This window comes from Citrobacter sp. Cm046 (genome assembly GCF_030333065.1).
Classification (GTDB): domain Bacteria; phylum Pseudomonadota; class Gammaproteobacteria; order Enterobacterales; family Enterobacteriaceae; genus Citrobacter; species Citrobacter murliniae.
This window is the reverse complement of sequence record NZ_JAOWGP010000036.1, coordinates 390,744-405,793: the sequence shown is the minus strand read 5'-3', so window position 1 is coordinate 405,793 and position 15,050 is coordinate 390,744. Positions and strand designations below refer to the sequence as shown.

Annotated in this window: 10 protein-coding genes; 4 read left to right on the top strand and 6 right to left on the bottom strand. The window is 51.8% G+C overall.

All coding sequences use genetic code 11. The features are described from left to right. Positions 1-41: 41 nt before the first annotated feature. The 4 genes from wzz(fepE) to fes form a co-directional block, all read right to left on the bottom strand. Positions 42-1,175, bottom strand: coding sequence for an LPS O-antigen length regulator Wzz(fepE) (gene wzz(fepE), locus OGX98_RS08525; RefSeq protein WP_045440950.1), 1,134 nt, complete (start codon positions 1,173-1,175; stop codon positions 42-44). 345 nt (positions 1,176-1,520) lie between these two features. Beyond that, the gene (gene entF, locus OGX98_RS08520; RefSeq protein ID WP_286595112.1) at positions 1,521-5,402 is read right to left on the bottom strand and encodes an enterobactin non-ribosomal peptide synthetase EntF; all 3,882 of its coding nucleotides are present in this window, start codon (positions 5,400-5,402) and stop codon (positions 1,521-1,523) included. Further along, a complete protein-coding gene (locus OGX98_RS08515; RefSeq protein ID WP_045440946.1) occupies positions 5,399-5,617 on the bottom strand; it encodes an MbtH family protein in 219 nt (72 codons plus the stop codon). Before OGX98_RS08515 ends, entF begins: the two co-directional genes overlap by 4 nt. 30 nt (positions 5,618-5,647) lie before the next feature. Next, the gene (gene fes / locus OGX98_RS08510) at positions 5,648-6,865 is read right to left on the bottom strand and encodes an enterochelin esterase (RefSeq protein WP_225760628.1); all 1,218 of its coding nucleotides are present in this window, start codon (positions 6,863-6,865) and stop codon (positions 5,648-5,650) included. A 252-nt stretch (positions 6,866-7,117) separates the two neighbouring features. Here fes and OGX98_RS08505 point away from each other — a divergent pair, with 252 nt between their 5' ends. Both OGX98_RS08505 and entD read left to right on the top strand, forming a co-directional pair. Beyond that, positions 7,118-9,391 carry a TonB-dependent siderophore receptor gene (locus OGX98_RS08505; protein ID WP_045440945.1) on the top strand — a complete coding sequence of 758 codons (2,274 nt, stop codon included), beginning with the start codon at positions 7,118-7,120 and terminating at the stop codon, positions 9,389-9,391. 50 nt (positions 9,392-9,441) lie between these two features. After that, positions 9,442-10,065, top strand: a complete 624-nt coding sequence (gene entD / locus OGX98_RS08500) for an enterobactin synthase subunit EntD (RefSeq protein ID WP_200041984.1) — start codon at positions 9,442-9,444, stop codon at positions 10,063-10,065. A 3-nt stretch (positions 10,066-10,068) separates the two neighbouring features. Here entD and OGX98_RS08495 read toward each other — a convergent pair whose 3' ends face one another. Together OGX98_RS08495 and OGX98_RS08490 are read right to left on the bottom strand one after the other, a co-directional pair. Beyond that, entirely contained in the window at positions 10,069-11,004 is a 936-nt protein-coding gene (locus tag OGX98_RS08495) for a transketolase family protein (protein ID WP_045440940.1), read from the bottom strand. After that, positions 10,997-11,827: a transketolase gene (locus OGX98_RS08490; protein ID WP_045440938.1), complete on the bottom strand. Its 831-nt coding sequence runs from the start codon at positions 11,825-11,827 to the stop codon at positions 10,997-10,999. The genes OGX98_RS08495 and OGX98_RS08490 overlap by 8 nt, the downstream gene beginning before the upstream one ends. Before the next feature lie 361 nt (positions 11,828-12,188). Between OGX98_RS08490 and OGX98_RS08485 the strand changes: the two genes are divergently transcribed. Beyond that, on the top strand, positions 12,189-13,139 hold the full coding sequence (locus OGX98_RS08485; protein WP_286595111.1) for a sugar-binding transcriptional regulator: 951 nt from the start codon (positions 12,189-12,191) through the stop codon (positions 13,137-13,139). 343 nt (positions 13,140-13,482) lie between these two features. After that, complete coding sequence (locus OGX98_RS08480) at positions 13,483-15,003, top strand: FGGY family carbohydrate kinase (protein ID WP_045440934.1); 1,521 nt, start codon at positions 13,483-13,485, stop codon at positions 15,001-15,003. Positions 15,004-15,050: the final 47 nt, after the last annotated feature.

Sequence of the window (15,050 nt, the reverse complement as noted above, 5' to 3'; positions counted from 1 at the left end):
ATGTAGTGTATGGCGACATTTCCGCCGCCATACAAAATCACTCACACCAACGACTGCCCCAGGAATTCTGCATTGTGTTTACGATGCATCATGGCATGGCTCAGCAACACCCCACCGCACGCTATCATTCCACCAAGCAAAGCTGCCAGAATAATGATCATCGATTTAGCCGGTCCATCTTTTTTCACCGGTAGTGAAGGTGAACGTTGATATTTAAACGGCGTAAAATTGACGTCATTCACATTCGTCGATAACAGCTGTTCAACGTGATATTGGCGATTACGTAATTCACCGTTAATTTCCGCAACATCTGTTACCGATTTTTCTATTTCTAATTTACGCGTGATGCCATCAGCACCCAATGAAATAGAGAAATCAGGGTCATCCTTCACCGCCTGGCCATTGCTGTAAACGGGTTTTTTAATTCCCGCAGCATTAGCAATCTCCAGCGAGTAGTTTAGTCGCTGAATATTCGCTTCCAGTTGATTCTTGAGCCTTACCCGATCCATTTCGAGTCTTTCTTTCTCAAAGCTGGTTTTAATGGCCAGTTTGTTGCGAATATCCTCAAGCGTTTCTTTCTCAGTAAGATCGGAAATGTACTGGATATAGCCGGTCAGTACCGCCTGTGCTTCTTCTGCTAATGGTGCAGTAAAACTCAACGTCCATGCGGTATAGAGCGCGGTTTCATTTTTTTTACTCAAATTGCTGTCAACCGCTGTCATTTTTTCACTGAGCCTTACGATCGCCCGATGAAGATCCATTTCGTCGAAATCGGCACCCTTCAATTGTTCTAATACATAGGGTGAAGAGCGCAGATATTCTTCCAAAAGTAATGGAGACTGGAATTTTTTGATAAACAGGTTAAACACATCCCCACGGCTGACGCTAATGTCCATGTCGAGCACACGTAATTTGGTTAACGTATTCTCAAGTTCCTGCCACTGAACAGGTTCTGCTGGCGTTACAACCGCCTCGCTGGTCCATTTTTGAGGAAGCAGAAAAGACACCAGAAGGCCTATGCAGGCAAATGCGAAAACGGTAGCGATGATTTTCGTCCTGGCTCGCCATAAAATCTCGATCAGGCCCACTAAATCAATTTCATTTCCATTTACTGTGGTTTGAGGATAAGCAGTGAATTCCGAATCTCTATCTTGCTTTATATTGAGTGATGACATTCTGTATAACCTGAAATCTTTGCCAAAAGAAAAATACTTCCTTAGCCGGAGTCTAACAGCTACTCAGAATTATTTGAAACAATCTTTACACGTAAATGCCTACCAAATGTTGTATTAGAAATTAATATCCTTTCCATTTACGTTTGAGACAAACAAAAAAACACACAAATTAATAACATATTTTTTACATTATAAGTTTATTCAAATATCTCCCCCCAAAATTATTCGAGTTGCTTGAAGCCAGCAACTTCTCGCCCCCCCAGTCACTTACCTGATAAGTGACTGGGGTAACCAACACCCAAACAACTTGAAGTATGACGGGTATCTATCGCAATGCTGATTTGTTTACCACTTATTGATCAACGCATTTATAACGGGACCTATCCTTTCAAATGCTGTCGGGGAAATAATATCGACATGCGCACAATCCTGGCTATATACCGCTAACTCCCCAACCCACGGAGCCCAGGCTGTTTGCGGATCGGCCTGGCGCGTTTTCTCGGCGACAAATAACGTTGCTCTGCCATCAAATTTTGCGCTGTGCGCCGTAGTTAACAAACGAACCGCATCGGCGTAATTACCTTCGATAGCGCTGAATAATGCCTCCGAAGCATTCCCTTGTTGTGCAGCAAGAAAGGCCTCACGCTCACGATCGATTTCCGCCAGCACGGCAGGATCCAATCCATTAGCCTCTTTTTCCTGCCAGTTTTGCGTCTCCGGTGGCCAGGTATCCAGCAGGCCAAGGAACGCGACGGTTTCCCCCCGGGCTCGCAAACGCGCCGCAATGCCCTGCGCCAGCGTGCCACCCAACGAGTAGCCCAACAAATAGTAGGGACCATGAGGCTGTTGGTGCAGTAGCGTTGCCAGATGATGTTCACAGACCTCGTCGAGGTTTTCCGCCGTCTGCATTGGCCCATCCGGTCGCGGCGACTGGATACCAATAATTGACCACTGCGACGTGAGATAACGTGACAGCACGCTAAATTGCCAAGCAAAGCCCGATGCCGGATGGAAGCAGAACAGCGTCGGACCATGACTCTCGCGCAACGGTAGCAACGCTTCAAACCCCAGACGCTGCGACTGTTCGTCATCAGCGCCGTCCAGCAATGCGCTCAGTTGTCCGACTGTGGAGGCAACCATAATCTGCCCCGGCGTAACCTGACGCGCAAAGAGCTGGCTCAGCTGCGCTGCCAGCTTCATTGCCAGCAACGAATGGCCACCAAGCGCAAAGAAGTCAGCGTCAACATCATTGACCTCACAGGCCAGCAACGCTGAGAAGGCCTGGGCAATCATTGATTCCGTGCCAGGCTGCGGCGCGCGTCCTGGCGTTCGAGCCGCTAACTGCGGCATTGGCAGCGCTTTACGATCCAGCTTACCGTTAGCGCTAAGCGGCAATTCAGCCAGTTGTAACAGGACCGTCGGCACCATATGCGCAGGCAGTTTCTCGCGCAGACGCTCCTGCAAGGCAGGAATATCTAATGGTAAACCCGATTGAGACACCAGATATCCCACCAATTGTCGCGCATCGCCACCTGTCGCCGCTGCCTGGTTGAACACGCAGGCATGGGCAACAGCATGTTCAACATCGGGTAGCATCTGCATCACCCGGTCAATCTCGCCCAGCTCAATGCGCTGCCCGCGAATTTTTAGCTGGTCATCACTACGCCCAAGATACTCAACCGCTCCAGACTCAAGCCAGCGCGCCACGTCACCGGTACGATACATACGTTCACCCGGCGCAAACGGATCGGCGATAAAACGGCTCGCCGTCAGATCCGGTCGACCCAGATACCCTTGCGCCAGTTGGATCCCCGTCAGATACAGATCCCCCGCTACGCCGACAGGCACCGGGCGCATCATGGCGTCGAGGATCCGCAAGCCGGTGTTCCAGACCGGATAGCCAATCGGCACGCTGTTGCCGGTCACTGCGGCGAGTTCTTCACCCCAGGCCGGATACCAGCTCACATCGACTGCTGCTTCAGTTGGACCGTACAAATTGTGCAGCGGAGCATGCGTCAGTTGTTCCCACTCGCGGCATAACTCTGCCGGCAGGGCTTCACCGCTGCAGAATACCTGTTTCAGCGTGGCGCAGCTCTCCCGCGCCGTTTCCGGCGTCAGCGAAGCGACAAAAGCCGCCAGCATTGACGGCACAAAGTGCGTTGTCGTTATGCCATATTGCGCAAAGAAATGTTGCATCGCGATCGGGTCACGGTGAGCCTCAGGCTCAGCCATCACCAGTTTTGCACCGGCAATAAATGGCCAGAAAAACTCCCATACCGAAACATCAAAACTGCATGGCGTTTTTTGCGCCACCACATCGTCTGCCGTCAGCGGATAGTGATTTTGCATCCATAGCAGGCGGTTAACGATAGCGGTCTGCCCTACCATCACCCCCTTTGGTCTACCCGTCGATCCGGAGGTGAAAATGATATAGGCCGTATGGCCTGGTTGTGATAACGCCAATGGCGTGCAATCGCGCGCTGGCAGAGGCGCGTTGTAGCACAGGCTTTCCAGCCCAGGAATATCGCTAAAGCGCGCCAGCTGTTCATCGGTAGTGATTAACAGCGTGGGTTTAGCGTCTTCCAGCATCATCCGCAGACGATCGTCCGGGTATCCGGTATCAAGCGGTAGCCAGGCGGCTCCGGCTTCGACAATACCGTGCAGCGCCAGCGTAAGGAAAACGGAACGTGGTAAGGCCACCGCCACGCTGTCTCCCGGCCGCACGCCGTGTTCGCGCAGAAGTTTTGCCAGCGCAACCACCTGATGGCGCATTTCGCGATAGCTGAACTGATAGCGGGCATCGGCCAGCGCCGGGGCATCCGGTGTTTTATCGCTTTGTGTCGCAATCAGCGCACTTAGCGTAGTGGACGGGATCTCAACTTCAGTATCGTTAATCTTCGCCAGCTGTGCGTGTTCTGTCGGCAGCAGCATCTCTGCCTCGCCGCAGCACAGCGCCGGATTTTCAGCAAACTGGTCGATAAGACCTGCTAAACGCGAGGCATGCTGTGTCAGCGTGGCTTCATCGTAACGCTGTTTATTTGCCAGGATTTCAATGCTCAGGCCACCATTTTCATCCGGAAATAGCGCCAGTTCGAGATCGTTAACCGGCCCCGTCGCCAGCGTATGGGTTTGCGCCTGTACACCGGGAATGTCTAACTGATAGTCGAAAATTTTCACGTTCAGTACAGGACCAAACAACGGCTCCTCACCGGCGGCTCGCCCGCTGTCACGCACAATTTGCTCCGCATCGTAGCGCTGATGTCGGCGCATTTTCTTTAGCTGCCCGGCAAGGCGTTTCGCCAGTTCAGGCAGGCTTTCCGCCGCATCAAGACTGACGCCGAATGGCAGAACATTCAGTACCGGACCGGTTGCCGTTAACGCTGCTGACCCCATGCGTCGCATGAAGATAAACCCGGCGGCATAATCCATCCGGCTGCATAAACGTCCCAGCCATAATGCAACCAGAGCCAGTGCTAAATCCGCGCGCTGAACGTCGGGCATACGAGCGGCAAGCTGACGGAATGAGCCGTCAGGTGCTGACAATTTCATGCGAATAATATCCGCAGTGGTCGCCCGTCCCGGCAGCGGTTTACTGGACAGCGATGCCGGTGGCGGTAATTGCCGCCGCTGCTCGTTCCAGAAAGCGCCATCGCGTAGATACGCGTCACTGTCGCGATATTGTTGATACTCTTCCACCACTTCGACAAATGGCGTAAAAGGCGAGTCAGGCGTCTTTTCGCCACGCTGCCATGCACTGTAGATTGCGACTATATGGCGGGTAATTGCCGGGAAACTGAAGCCATCGACCAGCAAGTGATGGTAACGTTGATACCAATACCAGCGGTTATCTTCCACCTGAAAGAGCTGATGAAAGACCAGCGATTTCCCACTGTCGACGCGTAAGTCCTGCTGCAGATCGGCCTGCATTAACGCGCATGCAGCCTCATGCGGAGCGGATTTTCCGCGCAGATCGATAATCTCAGGTTCGGCAAAAGTCAGAGCAGGATCAACCCATTGCCAAACATCACCGTTATCTTCAGTAAAGCGCATGCGTAGAGTATCGGCATGCTGCTGTCCCGCAACTACGGCCTTCGCCAGCAACGACGCATTCAGTTCCCCGGTTAATTCTACGTAGTGCGCTACGCTCCATGCCGAGGGTAATGTGGAGAGTTTTTCTGCCATCCAGATACCCGGCTGAGCCGCAACTAACGGTAAACGCTGAGTCATTCTGCCTCCTGTCGATCGGCATAATTTGCAGGCGTCAGCGTGGTCCAGTGCGCCTCCAGCCATTGTTGACATACTTCCTGAGATTGCGGCTCGCATATAACCTGCCAGCCAACAGGAAGTGAGCACTGCTGCGGCCAAAGGCTAAACTGACGTTGTGGGTTTTGCAGAATGTAAAACTGCCCCTGCGGGTTATCGAAGGGATTACTGAATTCCATACTCAACTCCTGTCGTGGAACATCGTCCGGTTAAATCGTGTCGATAAGCGGTTGCCAGAGCGTCATCAGCCCCTGCATCAATCCGCCGCGCCAGCAAAGCGCATCGTGTCCACCATCAACCTGACGCCAGAAAAAAGACCGTGAATCGGGAGGGAACTGGGCGTAAAGCCTCTGATTCGCGCGAAAAATAATCGGTTCGCGAGTACCGGCTTCCAGAACAATACGCAGGCCCCGAGCGCTTAACGCTCCCGCCTTTAGTTGTTCAATAATCACCCCATCCTGATGACTATCACGATGAGGCCACCAGTAGGAGCCGGACTGGCTGAGCACGCAGCCAAAACGTTCAGGCCAGGTCAATCCAGCGTACATCGATGACAATCCGCCAAAACTTTGCCCGGCCACCACGGTGCGCTGCGGGTCATCGCTGAACGCGGTAGTCGCCTTCACCAGTGGCAGCAACTCCTGCTGTACTGCCAACCAAAAATCAGCATTACACGGCAACTCATGGCTGCGATGAGACGTGTCGATGGCATCGATCAGGAGATAAACGGCAGCTGGAAGCTGATTGCGGTGAGTAAGTGAAGTCAGTGCTGGCCAGACGGGCATACTTTGCGCCCAAAACTGGCCATCCAGCAGAATAGCGAGCGGGCGATCCTCAGGGCTGGCCTCGCCAGTGGTAAATACCCACACGCGTCGCGTATTACCCAGCCGTGCGCTACGCCATTGCAGGCATATCGCGGGTGTGTCAGGGGGTTCAGGATAATCCCAGCCTGGCTGGACGGGCGCATCAGGCATTTCCAGCGCCGAAACCGCATGACCACGCCCGCCTTGCCAGCTTTGGGGATTGAGGGGATCGGCAATCGCCTGCGGCAACAGTTGGCGCCAACCTTCCCGAAGAGTCGCTCTGTCTGGCGTATCACCAGCAGATAACGCGGCAAAAATATCGTTTCGTTCAGAGGGGATAAAGCAGTAGCTACCGCGCCAGTGAGCGCTCATAGTGGTGCTCCAGCACCAAACATTTGTACCATCAATGCGTTGCATCGACTGGGGAATGGCATTTTGATGGTGATCGGTCACACCGGTAATGTAGACCCACACATGACGAATTGCCGACGTTTTCTCCGTTCCCTGCGGATCACGCCACCAAAAGGTCACACGGTAATCACCGCTATCCTCGCGCACCCACTCAGGGCCTTGTTTTGACTGCCACCACGCTTCGCTTCCCATCATTAACGTCGTCACCGTCATAACCCCATGTTTATTGTGCAATTTTTTATTTAGGCGTGAAATATATTGATAATATTATTGATAACTATTTGCATTTGCAATAGCGTATTACCGCGCTGTGGGAAGCGCGCGCATTATTTCACCACTTATAAACCGACCTGGCGCTGCGAACTTTTTCTGGAATGGATAGTTTTCGCAGATGCGGGCGACATCAGGCCTGGTGCTTCAAAACGGCACATTGGTACTCGTGGCTAAAAGAAAGCAGGACATACAATGAACAACAAGATTCATTCACTGGCCTTATTGGTCAATTTAGGTATTTACGGGGTAGCACTGCCAGCAATGGCAGAAGATAACACCGACAGCGCCGCCGTCTCTCATGAAGACACCATCGTCGTCACTGCCGCCCAACAGAACCTGCAGGCGCCAGGCGTTTCAACCATCACTGCTGATGAAATCCGTAAGAATCCTCCCGCTCGCGATGTCTCGGAAATCATCCGTACCATGCCTGGTGTTAACCTGACCGGTAACTCAACCAGCGGTCAGCGTGGTAACAACCGTCAGATCGATATTCGCGGTATGGGACCAGAAAACACCCTGATCCTGATCGACGGTAAGCCAGTCACCAGCCGCAACTCCGTACGTCAGGGCTGGCGCGGCGAGCGCGATACCCGTGGTGATACCTCCTGGGTACCCCCGGAAATGATTGAGCGCATTGAAGTACTGCGTGGCCCTGCTGCTGCACGCTACGGCAACGGTGCGGCGGGCGGCGTGGTGAATATCATCACCAAAAAAGGCAGCAACGAATGGCACGGTTCCTGGGATACCTATTTCAACGCCCCGGAACACAAAGACGAAGGCTCGACCAAACGTACCACCTTTAGCCTTAATGGCCCGATGGGTGGGGATTTCAGCTTCCGCCTGTACGGTAATCTCGATAAAACCCAGGCCGACGCATGGGATATCAACCAGGGACATCAGTCAGAGCGTACCGGCACCTATGCCAACACGTTACCTGCCGGTCGCGAAGGTGTGATCAACAAAGACATCAACGGCGTTGTACGCTGGGATTTCGCTCCACTCCAGTCACTGGAACTTGAAGCCGGGTATAGCCGCCAGGGCAACCTGTACGCTGGCGACACCCAAAACACCAACACCAACCAACTGGTGAAAGATAACTACGGTAAAGAGACCAATCGTCTGTACCGTCAAAACTACTCCCTGACCTGGAACGGCGGCTGGGATAACGGCGTTACCACCAGCAACTGGGTGCAGTATGAACATACGCGTAACTCCCGTACGCCGGAAGGTTTAGCCGGGGGTACAGAAGGGATCTTTGACCCGAACGCATCGCAAAAATATGTTGATGCCGATCTGAACGATGTCATGCTGCACAGTGAAATCAGTATTCCGCTGGATCTGCTGGTTAACCAAAATCTGACGCTCGGTACCGAATGGAACCAACAGCGTATGAAAGACATGCTGTCCAACTCGCAAACCTTTATGGGCGGCAACATCCCTGGCTTCAACAGCACCGATCGTAGCCCGTATTCCAAAGCGGAAATTTTCTCCCTGTTTGCTGAAAACAATATGGAGCTGACCGACAGCACCATGCTGACACCGGGCCTGCGTTTCGACCATCACAGCATTGTGGGCGATAACTGGAGTCCTTCTCTGAACCTGTCACAAGGTCTGGGTGATGACTTTACCCTGAAAATGGGGATCGCTCGCGCCTACAAAGCACCAAGCCTGTACCAGCTCAACCCGAACTATATTCTGTACAGTAAAGGTCAGGGTTGCTATGCCACCGGAGCCGCCAGCGGCATTGGTTGCTATATGATGGGCAACGATGATCTAAAAGCAGAAACCAGTATCAACAAAGAGATTGGCCTGGAGTTCAAGCGCGATGGCTGGCTGGCCGGCGTAACCTGGTTCCGCAACGATTACCGTAACAAGATCGAAGCCGGTACCACGCCATTTGACAGAACGTCCATCACCAATAAAGGCAAGACAACTTACACCGATATCTATCAGTGGGAGAACGTGCCTAAAGCTGTGGTCGAAGGTCTGGAAGGGACGTTGAACGTACCAGTGAGCGAAACCGTTAACTGGACGAACAACATCACTTACATGCTGCAAAGCAAGAATAAAGAGACCGGCGAGCGCCTGTCGATTATTCCAGAATATACGCTGAACTCTACCTTAAGCTGGCAGGCTCGCGAAGATTTGTCATTGCAGTCTACCTTCACCTGGTATGGCAAACAGCAGCCGAAAAAATACGATTACCAGGGTAAACCGGTTACCGGCAGCTCCGCAAATGAGGTGAGTCCGTACAGCATTGTCGGCCTGAGCGCGACCTGGGATGTGATGAAAAATGTCAGCCTGACCGGCGGCGTGGATAACGTCTTCGACAAACGTTTGTGGCGTGCAGGTAATGCCCAAACCACTGGCAGCACGACCGACGTTTCTTATATGGCAGGCGCAGGTGCGTACACCTATAACGAACCGGGTCGTACGTGGTACATGAGCGTTAACACGCGCTTCTGATAATATTTTTCCCTCTCCTCCTGGTGAGGAGAGGGAATTTGTCAAAGACAATGCGCACAACACACACACCACTTCCCTTTGCAGACCACACGCTGCATCTTGTCGAATTTGAGCCCGACAGCTTTCACGAGCACGATTTACTCTGGCTCCCCCATCACGCACAGCTAATCTCTGCCGGACGGAAGCGAAAATCAGAACACCTGGCGGGGCGTATTGCCGCAGTCCATGCCCTGCGTGAATATGGCATCAAAAACATCCCCGGCATCGGCGACCGTCGCCAGCCCCTGTGGCCAGAAAGTTTGTTTGGCAGTATCAGTCATTGCGAACACACGGCGCTTGCCGTCGTATCTTCATATCCGGTTGGCGTGGATATGGAACGCATTTTTACGCCACAAACCGCAGCGGAGCTGGCAAGCAGCATAGTGACTGATGAAGAAAAAGCATGGATGGTAGAGAGTGGACTGCCCTTTGAACAGGCGCTCACACTGGCTTTTTCCGCCAAAGAGAGCGCCTTCAAAGCGACCCCAGCTTTACAACAGGTAAACGCCGGTTTTTTGCAATATCAAATTGTCAGCGTTCAGAAACAGCAGTTGCTCCTGCTGACACCCGCCCGGACATACCGTGTGCAGTGGCTGTTTTCAGACAGCCACGTTATCTCCCTGGCGACAGATTAGTATTCAAAGTATTTCACGTGCCAGAGTGGCAATCGCCTGCGCGTCAAATCCGTGGTACTGACGCAGCCAGCCACGATCGGCTGCTGCTGCATACTCACCATCAGGGATCCCTAACCGCCTCAGAACCGCTCCCTCCCCTGCTTCTGCCAACACTTCTGCCACCAGACTTCCCAGACCACCATTAACGTTATGCTCTTCCACGGTAATCACCGCTTTACAGCCCTGTAATGCAGATAAAAGCGCTTTCGTATCACACGGTCGAATTGAAGGTACACTGACCACCGTCGCCTGAATACCGGAATCAGCCAACAGCGCGGCAGCATCAACGATTTCATGCACTGTCGAACCTGTCGCCACCAGCGCTACATTGCCTCCTTCACGCAGCGTCACCACCGCCCCTGGAACAAAACGATAACTCTCGTCATGGAGCTCCGGAAGTGCTTTCCCGTCAAGACGGATATAAACCGGCCCCTGATAACCGATGGCGTAGTCGATAACCTGACGACATTCACGCGGCGAAGATGGGGCAAAAATCTGAATGTTGCCGAAGCCGCGCATAATGGCAATATCATCAATCGAGTGGTGAGTACTCGCCAGCGGACCATAGCTGGCACCCGCGTTAAGACCAAATAACTTCACATTAGTATTGTTGTAACAAACGTCGACCTTAATTTGCTCATTGGCACGTGAGATCAGGAATGGCGCGGCATTACAAGTGACAGCCACCTTGCCGCCGAGGGCCAAACCAGCCGCCGTTCCAACCATGCTTTGCTCGGCAATCCCCACATTCACCAAACGCCCTGGAAACTGCTTAATGAAGGGGGCGATTTTTGCGGTTGATGTAGAGTCGGCGACTACCGGCACCAGATCGACACCACGTTCTACTGCGTCAATAAATGCCTGGACCATAACGTTTGCGAGGTGCTCTGCATTACTCATCTTTCAGTTCCTCCAGTGCCAGTTCAATCTCTTCACCTTTCGGTACGCGGTGGTGCCATTCGGGACGCCCCTGAATAAAGGAGATACCTGCGCCTTTCGTGGTATTGGCAATAATGACATTAGGTTTCCCCTCCTGCTTCAGGCCATCCAGCGCAGCGACAACAGACGTCATGTCATTCCCCTGACATTCCATAACATTCATGCCAAAAGCCAACCATTTATCTGCCAGAGGATCGGTATTCATAATTTCTCGGGTCGGCCCAGCCAACTGGAGATTATTTTTGTCGTTGATAATGATTAGATTATCCAGACCATAATGAGCCGCAGCCAGTGCCGCCTCCCAGTTACTTCCCTCAGCTAGTTCACCGTCACCGGTAATTAAAAAGATACGGCGGGTGCTGTTGCTCTTCTTCGCTGCTAACGCCAATCCGACCGCAACAGGTAAACCATGGCCCAACGCGCCTGTATTCAGTTCAATGCCCGGTGTTTTCTGGCGAACGGGGTGTCCGGGGAGATGGGAATTGGCATGTTGATACGTTTCCAGCCAATCGATGGGGAAATAACCCGCCTCCGCCAGGACACAGTAGTAACACCCTACCGCATGCCCTTTAGACTGGATATAAACGTCGCGCTCTTCATCATTGATACGATCCGGGGCAACATTAAGAATTCGGAAATAGAGCGCTGTCAGCAGTTCGACCTGAGAGAGGTCTGCGCCAGTATGTCCCCCCGCAGGGCTGTTAGCATTCAGTCTAACGATGTGGCGGCGTACAGCTCGCGCTTTGCGCTCAAGTGTCTGGACATCATAGTTGTAGGGATTCATTTAATACCTCTGAATTTATTTTCAATATGGAATATTTATTCCATCAGGGACTAAAAAAACCAGAAATCCCCAGGCGTTGCATCACAAGGCTTGCGCGCTGCGTCATACTCAGGAACATTCTGCCTCCTTACCGCATGCAAACTGATGCCGGGTAATATTCAGTTGACCTGAAATCATCATGAATATATATTCACAGATGACTCTTTATTCAATTATGCGACCCATTTTCCATTTTTGTCCATAGCTGTTTTTGAGTATTGGTTAAAGTTAGAGCTTTATCACACTTAACTGTCTTCATTTTTCGCGTATGATAAAACACTCTAAGATAATGGCGGTACGTAAATGATTTTCGGGGAAATATATGGCTAAGCAGGATGAACAACGGCTATTGGTTAAAATCGCAACCCTTTACTATCTTGAGGGACGCAAACAATCCGATATTGCTCAGCTTCTCTCGCTTTCTCAGTCGTTTATATCCCGAGCCATCACTCGCTGCCAAAAAGAAGGTGTGGTAAAAATCAGCGTCGTCCAGCCCTCAAATATCTTCCTGAATCTTGAGAAAGGCATCGAAGAACGCTACGGGCTGAAGCAGGCAATTGTGGTGGATACGGAAGAGGATGCCAGTGATTACACCATCAAGCGGGCCATCGGCTCTGCCGCCGCACACTACCTGGAAACACGCTTGCGGCCCAAAGATCTGGTAGGGGTATCTTCATGGAGTTCAACAATTCGCGCCATGGTTGATGAAGTCCACACCCAAAATCTTAAAGCAGGCGGCGTTATTCAACTACTGGGTGGTGTAGGACCTAACGGTAACGTACAGGCTACCATTCTGACACAGACACTTGCTCAACATTTGAACTGTGAAGCCTGGTTACTTCCATCACAAAGCATCGAAGGCTCGGTCGAAGAGAAAAATCGCCTCATCGCCAGTAAAGACGTCGCTGACGTCATTTCTCGCTTCGATAATGTCGATATCGCTATTGTTGGTGTCGGTATTCTGGAACCTTCTCAGTTACTGAAAACCTCAGGTAACTACTATCACGAAGATATGCTGCAAGTCCTGGCCGATCGCGGTGCCGTTGGCGATATTTGTCTGCACTACTATGACAAAAATGGTCAACCGGTATTAACGGATGATGAAGATCCGGTTATCGGTATGGCCCTCGACAAAGTGAAAAAATGTCCGAATGTGGTGGCACTGGCAGGAGGAACGGATAAGGTTGCCGCGATTAAGGGTGCGCTGTATGGCGGCTATATCGACGTTCTGATCACCGACTATCCTACCGCCCGCATGTTGATAACAGGCTAATCTTAACTTCCAACCAGGCCTGTGTGTTGTGAGCACCTGACACAAAGGCCATCATAAAACTCTTTAATTTCAATAAACTGAAAGGATTCACCTTCTCATAATTTTTGCTGCGAGTGGGTATTCCCTGGTCAGGCTAAGTGTGATTACCAGCACAATTGATGATTTTTTCTGTAGCTCAACAGCCAGATTGTGGCTAAGGTATTAAATAAATAATCAATACCGAATATATATTCACAAATTAAAGATTCGATATGTCACAACTGAACCTGATGAAGTAATGACGCGACAATGAGGGAGAATTTCCCTACAACGCCGGGACGCAATGTGACTCAGGAGATAATCTATGTGTGCAGCGAAGAAAGAGTTCATTATTGCGCTGGATGAAGGCACGACCAATGCGAAAGCAATAGCGCTTGATGATCAGGGCAATGTCGTCGCAAAGTTTTCCCAACCACTGGCCATTCATACTCCGCGAGAAGGTTGGGTTGAACAATCCGGCGAAATGTTGATTGACGCTTCTATTGACGTCATTGCCAAAGCGGTGAATCACGTTGGGGCAGAAAACGTGGCAGCACTGGCGATCAGTAATCAGCGAGAAACCGCGATTGGCTGGTATCGTCATACAGGTAAACCACTGAATTCAGCCATCACCTGGCAATGTACCCGCAGTGCAGCTTACTGCGAGGCACTGCGCCAGGATAATAAAGAGCAGTTGATTAAAACAACGACAGGCCTGCCAATAGCCCCATTGTTCTCAGCATCTAAAATGCGCTGGCTGCTGGAATCGGTGACCGATGGCCCACTGCTCGCGGAACAGGGACTAATTTGTCTTGGAACAATCGATAGCTGGCTGCTGTGGAACTTAACCGGTGGTGAAGCTTTCTCCTGCGACTATTCCAATGCTGCACGCACACAGTTACTCAATCTGCACACCGGAGAGTGGGATGACACCATGCTGTCATTGTTCCATATTCCTCGCGCCGCATTGCCGGAAATCAAACCATCGAGCGGGTTATTTGGTCACACCCGTGGACTGAATGGGATCCCGGACGGGATTCCGGTGATGTCGATGGTCGGTGACTCACACGCCGCTTTGTTCGGCCATGCTCTCGGTGAGATGGGATGCGTTAAGGCCACGTACGGCACAGGTTCTTCTGTAATGGCTCCGGTGAAATCCGCGCAGAGTGATATTGGTGCGCTGGCTACCACTATCGCCTGGCACGATGGCGACAGCATCATTTACGGCCTTGAAGGAAATATTCCACACACCGGCGATGCAGTTGCGTGGATGGCGGAAAGCACCGGACTCAGCGAACTGCCTGACGCCGAACTAACTCACGAGCTGAATACCCTTCCAGAGTCTGTTGAATCAACGCTCGGCGTGTACTTTGTCCCAGCCCTCACCGGGCTAGGCGCGCCCTGGTGGAATGACAGCGCCCGCGGCGTTATCTGCGGACTCAGTCGGGGTGTAAAGCGGGCGCATTTAATTCGCGCCGCGCTCGAGTCGATTACTTACCAAATCGCCGACGTCGTGGTCACTATGCAACAGCATAATGATTTTAGCCTGTCAGCATTGATGGTTGATGGCGGACCAACCAGGAATGACTGGTTAATGCAATATCAGGCAGATCTATTGGGTTGCCCCGTGATGCGCAGCGATGTACCGGAACTTTCGGCCATTGGCGCAGCATTACTGGCGCGTAAAGCACTTCACCCTGGATCGCTCACTGATTTAAAAGCCTTTTTAACCGTACACAGCAAATTTCAGCCCGACATGGCCCGTCATCACCGTCTGCAAAAAAGGTGGCAAGAATGGCGTCATGCGGTAGACAGAACATTATGGAAACCGGCCTCGTCCGTCTGACGCCTTACCAGGGAAAATACGTGACGATTTTTTACCAACGATAAAAG

What these genes read in the sequence shown, in the direction of transcription:
- OGX98_RS08495 (WP_045440940.1), bottom strand. Translation starts at nt 11,004, where the DNA reads ATGAGTAATGCAGAGCACCTCGCAAACGTTATGGTCCAGGCATTTATT.
- OGX98_RS08505 (WP_045440945.1), top strand. Translation starts at nt 7,118, where the DNA reads ATGAACAACAAGATTCATTCACTGGCCTTATTGGTCAATTTAGGTATT.
- OGX98_RS08480 (WP_045440934.1), top strand. Translation starts at nt 13,483, where the DNA reads ATGTGTGCAGCGAAGAAAGAGTTCATTATTGCGCTGGATGAAGGCACG.
- OGX98_RS08515 (WP_045440946.1), bottom strand. Translation starts at nt 5,617, where the DNA reads ATGGAATTCAGTAATCCCTTCGATAACCCGCAGGGGCAGTTTTACATT.
- fes (WP_225760628.1), bottom strand. Translation starts at nt 6,865, where the DNA reads ATGACGGTGACGACGTTAATGATGGGAAGCGAAGCGTGGTGGCAGTCA.
- entD (WP_200041984.1), top strand. Translation starts at nt 9,442, where the DNA reads ATGCGCACAACACACACACCACTTCCCTTTGCAGACCACACGCTGCAT.
- OGX98_RS08490 (WP_045440938.1), bottom strand. Translation starts at nt 11,827, where the DNA reads ATGAATCCCTACAACTATGATGTCCAGACACTTGAGCGCAAAGCGCGA.
- OGX98_RS08485 (WP_286595111.1), top strand. Translation starts at nt 12,189, where the DNA reads ATGGCTAAGCAGGATGAACAACGGCTATTGGTTAAAATCGCAACCCTT.
- entF (WP_286595112.1), bottom strand. Translation starts at nt 5,402, where the DNA reads ATGACTCAGCGTTTACCGTTAGTTGCGGCTCAGCCGGGTATCTGGATG.